The sequence below is a fragment of the Dethiothermospora halolimnae genome (assembly GCF_037577855.1).
GTDB lineage: Bacteria > Bacillota > Clostridia > Tissierellales > VENL01 > Dethiothermospora > Dethiothermospora halolimnae.
On sequence record NZ_JBAKFX010000010.1, the window covers coordinates 76,608 to 84,565 of the forward strand.

At 29.4% G+C, this 7,958-nt stretch carries 8 protein-coding genes; 5 read left to right on the forward strand and 3 right to left on the reverse strand.

The window, feature by feature from the left end; all coding sequences use genetic code 11:
* Positions 1-166 precede the first annotated feature (166 nt).
* The 4 genes from V6137_RS06480 to V6137_RS06495 all read left to right on the forward strand — a co-directional run bounded on the left by V6137_RS06480 (position 167) and on the right by V6137_RS06495 (position 2,412).
* Complete coding sequence (locus V6137_RS06480) at positions 167-967, forward strand: motility protein A (protein ID WP_425447082.1); 801 nt, start codon at positions 167-169, stop codon at positions 965-967.
* Positions 954-1,706 (forward strand): OmpA/MotB family protein, encoded by a 753-nt coding sequence (locus tag V6137_RS06485; RefSeq protein ID WP_425447083.1) that lies wholly within the window; start codon positions 954-956, stop codon positions 1,704-1,706. The genes V6137_RS06480 and V6137_RS06485 overlap by 14 nt, the downstream gene beginning before the upstream one ends.
* 220 nt (positions 1,707-1,926) lie before the next feature.
* Entirely contained in the window at positions 1,927-2,112 is a 186-nt protein-coding gene (locus V6137_RS06490) for a type Z 30S ribosomal protein S14 (protein ID WP_425447084.1), read from the forward strand.
* Between the two features lie 57 nt (positions 2,113-2,169).
* The gene (locus tag V6137_RS06495; protein WP_425447085.1) at positions 2,170-2,412 is read left to right on the forward strand and encodes a hypothetical protein; all 243 of its coding nucleotides are present in this window, start codon (positions 2,170-2,172) and stop codon (positions 2,410-2,412) included.
* A gap of 25 nt (positions 2,413-2,437) precedes the next feature.
* Here the strand turns inward: V6137_RS06495 and V6137_RS06500 are convergent, their stop codons facing one another.
* The 3 genes from V6137_RS06500 to V6137_RS06510 all read right to left on the reverse strand — a co-directional run bounded on the left by V6137_RS06500 (position 2,438) and on the right by V6137_RS06510 (position 7,307).
* Complete coding sequence (locus tag V6137_RS06500; protein WP_425447086.1) at positions 2,438-3,238, reverse strand: histidinol-phosphatase HisJ family protein; 801 nt, start codon at positions 3,236-3,238, stop codon at positions 2,438-2,440.
* Between the two features lie 198 nt (positions 3,239-3,436).
* Positions 3,437-5,542, reverse strand: coding sequence for an ABC transporter ATP-binding protein (locus V6137_RS06505; protein ID WP_425447087.1), 2,106 nt, complete (start codon positions 5,540-5,542; stop codon positions 3,437-3,439).
* Between the two features lie 13 nt (positions 5,543-5,555).
* On the reverse strand, positions 5,556-7,307 hold the full coding sequence (locus tag V6137_RS06510; protein WP_425447088.1) for an ABC transporter ATP-binding protein: 1,752 nt from the start codon (positions 7,305-7,307) through the stop codon (positions 5,556-5,558).
* 230 nt (positions 7,308-7,537) lie between these two features.
* Between V6137_RS06510 and V6137_RS06515 the strand changes: the two genes are divergently transcribed.
* Positions 7,538-7,732: a hypothetical protein gene (locus V6137_RS06515; protein ID WP_425447089.1), complete on the forward strand. Its 195-nt coding sequence runs from the start codon at positions 7,538-7,540 to the stop codon at positions 7,730-7,732.
* The last annotated feature ends 226 nt before the right edge of the window (positions 7,733-7,958 follow it).

Consider the following 7,958-nt stretch of genomic DNA (forward strand, 5'->3'; position numbering starts at 1 on the left):
CTCAAGATATAATATTAGTATTTATATAAATATAAATTTTGATATATATTATAGATATTCCGTTATATAGGTAATAATACTTAAAAACATATAAATATTATCCTAAGTATATTTTTTTGTTGAAATATGATAAAATTTATCTGTATATGGATAGGAGGTTTTAAATATGAAATATAGAGTACCAATTATAACAATATTAATTATACTGTTGATACATTCTGTTATAGGAAGTATTTCTTTTGAGGATTTTATTAATTTACAAGCATTTGAACTAATAATAGCAGGTATATTTTTATCAATTATAATAAGTTATCCATTTGACACATTAATGTTTTCTGTCAAATTAGTAAAGGAAAGCTTTAAAAATAATATAGCCTATGAGGATAGTATAATGAAAATATATAACTATGCTGTTAGAATGAAGAGGAAAGGTATAATTGGATGCCAAGGGGATATAGAAAAAGAGTTAGATCAATTTATAAAAAACGGAATGACATTAATTTGCGATTATGAAAAAGCAGAAGATATAGAAATAGTATTAAATAAAGAAATTCAAGCTAAAGAGGTAAACCTATATAGACCTTATAATGTTGTGAAAATGATAGCTCAAGTGGCCCCTGCTTTTGGCCTTATAGGTACTTTAATAGGTATGGTAGGGTTATTATCCCATATAAACAATCCAGACTTTATAGCTTCAAATATGTCCACAGCATTGGTTAGTACTTTATATGGTGCTTTGATATCTAACTTTGTGGCAGTGCCCCTTATGGGTAGATTAAAGGACTTTATAGATAGAAAAATGTTACTTTATAAAATAGTAACAGAGGGTATTATTTTAATTGCTAAAAATGATTCCACACGAAATGTATTTGATAAAATGAATTCAATGTTAATGGAAGATGAAAAGTTAGAATATCCAATAAAAACCAATGTAAAAAAGGAGAGTAATGTTTATGAGCTTACTTAACAAAAGGGATGATGATGAGTTAAATTTATCCGGTAGTTGGATATTAACCTATAGTGATATGGTTACTATAGTATTATGCTTCTTCATTATTTTCTTTGTAACATCTTCCCGTGAGAATAGTTTGCTGTCAGATATTAAAAACAAATTGGGAAACAAGGTAAGTACTTTGGAAGAAGAAAGTGAAAAGTTGAGGGATTATAACTTGGACCTTATCAAAGCTAATAAGGACTTAGAAAATAAAGCCAATTCTCTGGCTGAAGAGTTATTCAAGTTAAAAGATATAAAAAAGGACATAAACACATCTAATGAGGAATTTATTAAATATTTAAGGGAAAATAATTTATTAGACGATGTATATTTACAACAAAATGATGACGGGTTACTAATCAGATTTAAGGATAATATTTTGTTTCCAAGTGGAAGTGCTAATATTAATAGTAATGGGTATGATATACTAGAAAAAGTGGCAGATAAATTAAAGAAGATAGATAATAGGGTAAGGGTGGTAGGATTTACTGACAACATACCGGCAGGAACTAAGTATAATTCCAACTGGGAATTATCCGCTGCAAGGGCTATAAAGGTTGTAAAATATTTCATCGAAGAAAAGGGAATTGACCAAGAAAGATTATCCTTTACTGGATGGGGAGAGCATAAACCTATAGCATCAAATGACACTGCAGAAGGACGAAGGAAAAATAGAAGAATAGAAATTACTATATTAAATGAGACCTCTTAAGGGGTCTCGATTTATTTGTATATGAATTAAAATCTTTATTACGATATATATAATTTTTTAGGAACGAAGCGACTAAAAGTACCTTTAATTGTCAACTGTCAATTGTCCATTGTCAATTATATTTTAGTAAGTATAGAGTATAAGGGAATAATAATAATCAGAATAAAAAGATAGATAGAGGGTAGGTTATTTATAGAAATATTTTAAGGAGGGTTTTCTGTTGGCTAAAAAATCTTTAAGGATAAAACAGGGTAGAAAAGCTAAATATAGTACAAGGGAATACAATAGATGTAGAATATGTGGTAGACCCCATGGTTATTTACGGAAATTTGGTATATGTAGGATTTGCTTTAGGGAACTTGCCTATAAGGGAGAGATCCCTGGGGTTAAAAAGGCAAGTTGGTAATACTATTAGTTTATAAGAGTCTTTTTATAATTTTTTAATAGAAAGGAAGAGAGGCTTATGGAATTATTGTGTCCAGTTTGTAATGGATTAGAAGAGCCACAAATAGTATGTAAGGTATGTAATAGTGCCATGGAAGATAAGGGGCCTTTAGTTGATTATTTAGATGACTATAGCCCCTATCTTTCAAATGATATAACCCAACAGGTGGATGGAGTAGCCCATGATAAATGTGTTCATATATATAAGTGCCAAAACTGTGGGAAGGATAAAAGGGTTATAATAAATAGAGTAAAAGTTTAAAATAAGTTATGAATTAATTCATAACTTATTTTATTTTTATAAATTTAGGTTTCATATCTTTAAATATTGTTAAGTATTTAAAGTTTAGTTCCTTTAATAGGTCCACTGCATCATCATAATTTGCTACAATATCTTGTGGGGTATGGGCATCTGAACCTATGGTTATAATTTCTCCTCCTAATTCTTTATAGAAGTTAACAATTTCTTTAGTTGGATGGAAATTGTTTATACCATATCTGATTCCTGAAGTGTTTATTTCAATACCTTTACCCATAGATATTAATTTTTTAAATATAATTTCTAAAATATCTTTGTAATCTTTTAGATTTAATTTATCGCCAAAATACTTCTGGTATCTATCAACTAAATCAATATGTCCAACTACACTAAAATCTTCAATGTTTTTTATATTTTCAAGAAGATCTTCGTAATATCCATAATAAATTTCTTTGATTTTTTTATTTTTATAAAAACTGCCATCATGAAGGTCTAAGCCTTTAACTATATGGGTAGACATAATTACAAAGTCAAAATTATTATTATTAATTAAACCAGCGACTTTTTCACTTAAATGGGGTTGCATGCCTATTTCAATTCCAGCTAATACTTCTAAACTATGTTTATATTTTAATTTCAATTTTGAAAGTTCTTTGAAATAATCTGCTAGATCATAAGTAAAATCAATATTATCACTGGTACAATCATAATCAATATGATCAGTAAAAACAATTGTATTGACATTTTTATCTATAGCACCACAAATCATTTCCTCCATAGTATATTGACAGTCTCCTGAGAAACTACTATGCATATGATAATCGTACATTCCGTCATCACCTCTAAGTTCTATTTATTATTTTTTATATATTTATATTATCATATATTATAAAAGAAAAAATATTAAATTAGTTTCAATAGTGCAGAGAGCAGAGGGCAGGGTGCAAGATATCAAGAGCACCAAATCTCTGTACCCTGTTCTCTGCTCTCTGCACAAAAAAGATGGCCATGCTCTTGGCCATCTTTTTTAACTATTTGATTCAAAGTCTTCTTTATACTGTAATCGATATAGATCGTGATAAATGCCTTCCTTATCTAATAATTCTTGATGGGTTCCCATCTCTTTAATAACTCCTTTATGAAGTACTATAATCTTATCAGAATGTTGTATTGTAGATAATCTATGGGCCACTGCTATAGAGGTTCTATCTTTAATAAGCTTTAATAAAGCATCTTGTATTAAAACCTCAGTTTCAGTGTCTATATTAGAAGTAGCCTCATCAAGCACAAGAATATCTGGGTCAAAGGCAAGGGCTCTAGCAAAGGCTAATAGTTGCTTTTGACCGGAAGAAAGGGTAGCACCCCTCTCCATAACAGGTTCGTTATATTGCTCTGGTAATTTACTTATAAACTTATGGGCATTGACATATTTAGCTACTTCTTCTACTTTTTCATTATTTATATCCTTCTGGTTCAGTCTTATATTATCACTTATATCCCCTGTAAATAAGAATACATCCTGAAGAACTATACCAATTCTCTGTCTTAATTCTTGTTTCTTTAAATCTTTAATATTGACACCGTCTATTAAAATTTCTCCCTTCTGAATATCATAAAATCTATTAATTAAGTTAATTATAGACGATTTACCAGCTCCAGTGGCGCCAACAAAAGCAATCGATTCACCGGGGTTTATTGTAAAGCTAACATCTCTTAAAACCCAATCTTCATCTTCGTAGGCAAACCAAACATTCTTAAATTCAATTTTACCCTTTATTTTTTTTACTGATTTAGGATTAGTGTTGTCCTTTATATCTTCTTCTCTATCTAGAATCTGGAATATTCTCTCAGATGAAGCCATTGCAGCCTGTAGTATATTATATTTTTGAGTTAGTTCCATAATAGGTCTAAAGAAATCTTGGAGATAGTTTATGAATGCATATAGCACACCAAACTCTATAACTCCCGATATTACATTATTTCCCCCGTACCATATGATTAAGGCAATACCTAATGATCTTATTATTTCAATGGCAGGTCTATATAGTGCAAATACCTTGACCTCTTGTTTAGTTGCATCAAAATAACTGCTATTAATCTCATCAAATTCGTTAAACTTTTTGTTTTCTTTTTTAAATATATGAACAGTTTCCATACCGGTTATGTTTTCATTTAAAGTAGAGTTTATTCTGGCCAATCTTACCCTAACAAGACGATATATTTTCCTTATAAAGCGCCTAAAAATTATTGATGCTATAAGTATGAAGGGTATTACAGTAAAACTGATTAATGCAAGTTTGATATTTAAGCTAATCATTATTGCCATAATACCAACTAATCTTAATATGTCTCTAAAAAGATTTACCATAACATTTGCATACATTTCATTTAATCTTTCTGTATCATTTACAACTCTAGTTACCAGTCTTCCCACAGGGTTATTATCAAAAAATGATAGGGACATTTTTTGAAGGTGGGAGAAAATTTCCTGTCGTATATTAAAAATGATTTTTTTACTTATATAATTTAGAAGGTATCTATAGCAATAGTTGGTTATAAAACCTAAAATAACTACTCCTATAAGAATTATACCTATTTTTTTCAAGCCATTTATATCCTGTTCTCTAAAAGCTTTGTAGTTCTCGTCATTAAGGAGTTGAGCATCATAGGACTTATTATTAGATTTTACTACATAACCATCGTCTTTCTTTTCTAAAGCAAGTTTTGATTTTAAAACTTCTTTACTATCAATATTTAATATACCATCTATTAAGTAATAGTCACCATTAAGTTTAACTATCATTTTTTTATCTATATTTTTATATTGTTCCTTTTCATAACTAGATAATTCTTTTTCTCTTATATATACCTTATCATTGATTTCTATCCTTTTTTTATTAGGAGCATTACCCCTATCAAAAACATACATAGGAATGTCATAAGCTCCAATATTATCATCTATTGCAACCTTAATTATATAAGGTCTTATTAACTCAGTACCTGTTGCTATTACTACTAACAAAAAGGCTATAACAATGTATATCCAATATGGCTTTGCATAGGATAAAAGTCTTTTCATTAATCTGGAGTCATAGGCCTTTCCGAGGGTTTCTTCTTCATGAATATTAGCCATTAAAATCCCTCCCTTATTCGTTTTGAATTTTTTCTTCAAGAAGTTGTTTTTCATATATGTCTTTATATAGACCATCTATATTAAGTAAATCTTCATGTTTACCCTGTTCTATTATTTTACCTTCGTCTATTACAATTATCTGATCAGAATTTTTAACTGTTGAGATTCTATGGGCAATTAATATATTGGTTTTATCCTTTAATACATTTTTTAAATTACTTAATATTCTTTCTTCTGTTTGGGTGTCCACTGCAGATAAACTATCATCTAATACTAGTATACTAGGATCCTTAATGATAGCCCTTGCCATGGCAGTTCTTTGTCGTTGTCCCCCTGACAAGGTTACTCCCCTTTCTCCTAATTCAGTGTCAAATTTATCGGGGAAATCCATTATATTATCATAGACTTCAGTGGTTTTAGCTGCACTATATATTCTTTCATCACTTATAGGACCTTCAAAGGCAAAAGCAATATTTTCTTTTATTGTATTTGAAAATAAGAAATTATCTTGAGATACATACCCGATACTTTCTCTTAAAGTTTTTAATGGTAGTTTGTTTATATTAACTCCATCTACAAGTATTTCCCCTTCATCAACATCATAAAGTCTTAATAATAAATTTACGACTGTGGTTTTTCCACTTCCTGTTCTACCTACTATACCTAGGGTAGACCCTTTAGGGATTTTAATATTTGCATTTTTTAGTGCATATTCATTGCTATTTGGATATTTGAATGATACGTTTTTAAATTCTATTTCTCCATTAATAGTTTTTTTATGTATTATATCCTTATGATCGTATATTTCTGGCTCTTCAGCTAATATATCATTGATACGATCCATAGAAGCTGCTCCTCTTTGTAATATGTTAACCACAAAGCCTATAGCCATCATAGGCCATACTAAAAGCATTAGGTAACTATTAAATGCTACTAGTTCGCCTAATGATATTTCATTAGAAATAACCAACATACCACCATACCAAATAACTATTAAGAAACTAATTCCTGATATTAATTGTACAAATGGATCAAATAAGACATCAATTCGAGCCATTTTCATATTCATATTAAAGTTATGACGATTTGTTTCAGTAAACCTTGCTATTTCCTTTTCTTCTTGAACGAAAGATTTAACAACCCTTACCCCTGCAAAGTTCTCCTGTGCCTTATCGGAAAGATCAGAAAATGACTCTTGAACCTTCCTAAAGCGCTTATGTATTATTTTACCAAACTTCATAACTGTTACGGCTAAAAATGGAAGGGGTATAAGAGCTAATAGTGCCAATCTTAAATTAGCAGTTATTATCATCATATACAATGCTGCTATTGTCATAAATATTGCATCGGTAGCCATAACTATACCGGGACCTAAGGCCATTCTAATAGCATTTATGTCATTTGTTGCATGGGCCATTAGATCTCCAGTTTTATGCTGGTTAAAATAGTTTGTAGATAATGACTGTAAGTGCTTAAATAACCTATTCCTTAGATAATATTCCAGTTTTCTAGATGTTCCCTGTATGTATATTCTCCAGAAGAATCTACCTAGAGCTATAACTAGACCGGTTAAGATTATATAACCAGCATATTTAATTATTCCACTAGATGTAAGGGAATCTTTTTCCAACAAATCAGTAACAGTTCTTAAGATTTGAGGAACCACTAGTTGAACTATGTCCACTATGATAAGCCAAAGGACTCCTAGAATATACTTCCATTTATGTTCTAGGAAAAATTTTCTTAATGTTCTAAAACTTTTCATGTCATACCTCCTTCTTCAGTTCTATAAAAAATCATATCACAAAATATTTCGATACACAAAATATTTTTTAAAAATTTGAAAAAAAGAGAAAATTGAATGTTAAATTTTCAGATGCATCTTTATACTACATTATATACTATATATTAAATTTTTAAAATTTAATATTGATACATATAAAATAGCTATTTTTGAAAAAATAATAGTGAAAACTTATGGAGGTGTTATTATATATGGAAATGAAAGAAAAGGATATGCTTAAAAAGAAATTATTAGATACTCAAGAAATGGTTAGAGATTATGAAATGTTTTCTAAGAAAACAAGGGATACAGAATTAGCTGAAACATTTAAAATGTTTGCCGAAGAAACAGGAATGCAAGCAAGACGTTTACAAGGATTTTTAGACAAAAAAGAGGGAAGAAAATAAGAGACCTTAAGGCAATGTCATTAAGTTAAGAAGAAATAAAGAGTTTTGTGTGTTCTTACACACAGAGCTCTTTTTTTATGTAATATTTTCATAAAACCTTTGATAAATTAGCAAAAATGCGGTGAATAACCTTGAGCATAATATTCTTAAGGAGGTTATACCTATGAAAAATCATTTTATAGCAGCTACAAGAAAGTCTTTATTTGATATTATTAAAACACTCGAT

What these genes read in the sequence shown, in the direction of transcription:
- V6137_RS06505 (WP_425447087.1), bottom strand. Translation starts at nt 5,542, where the DNA reads ATGGCTAATATTCATGAAGAAGAAACCCTCGGAAAGGCCTATGACTCC.
- V6137_RS06495 (WP_425447085.1), top strand. Translation starts at nt 2,170, where the DNA reads ATGGAATTATTGTGTCCAGTTTGTAATGGATTAGAAGAGCCACAAATA.
- V6137_RS06500 (WP_425447086.1), bottom strand. Translation starts at nt 3,238, where the DNA reads ATGTACGATTATCATATGCATAGTAGTTTCTCAGGAGACTGTCAATAT.
- V6137_RS06480 (WP_425447082.1), top strand. Translation starts at nt 167, where the DNA reads ATGAAATATAGAGTACCAATTATAACAATATTAATTATACTGTTGATA.
- V6137_RS06510 (WP_425447088.1), bottom strand. Translation starts at nt 7,307, where the DNA reads ATGAAAAGTTTTAGAACATTAAGAAAATTTTTCCTAGAACATAAATGG.
- V6137_RS06485 (WP_425447083.1), top strand. Translation starts at nt 954, where the DNA reads ATGAGCTTACTTAACAAAAGGGATGATGATGAGTTAAATTTATCCGGT.
- V6137_RS06515 (WP_425447089.1), top strand. Translation starts at nt 7,538, where the DNA reads ATGGAAATGAAAGAAAAGGATATGCTTAAAAAGAAATTATTAGATACT.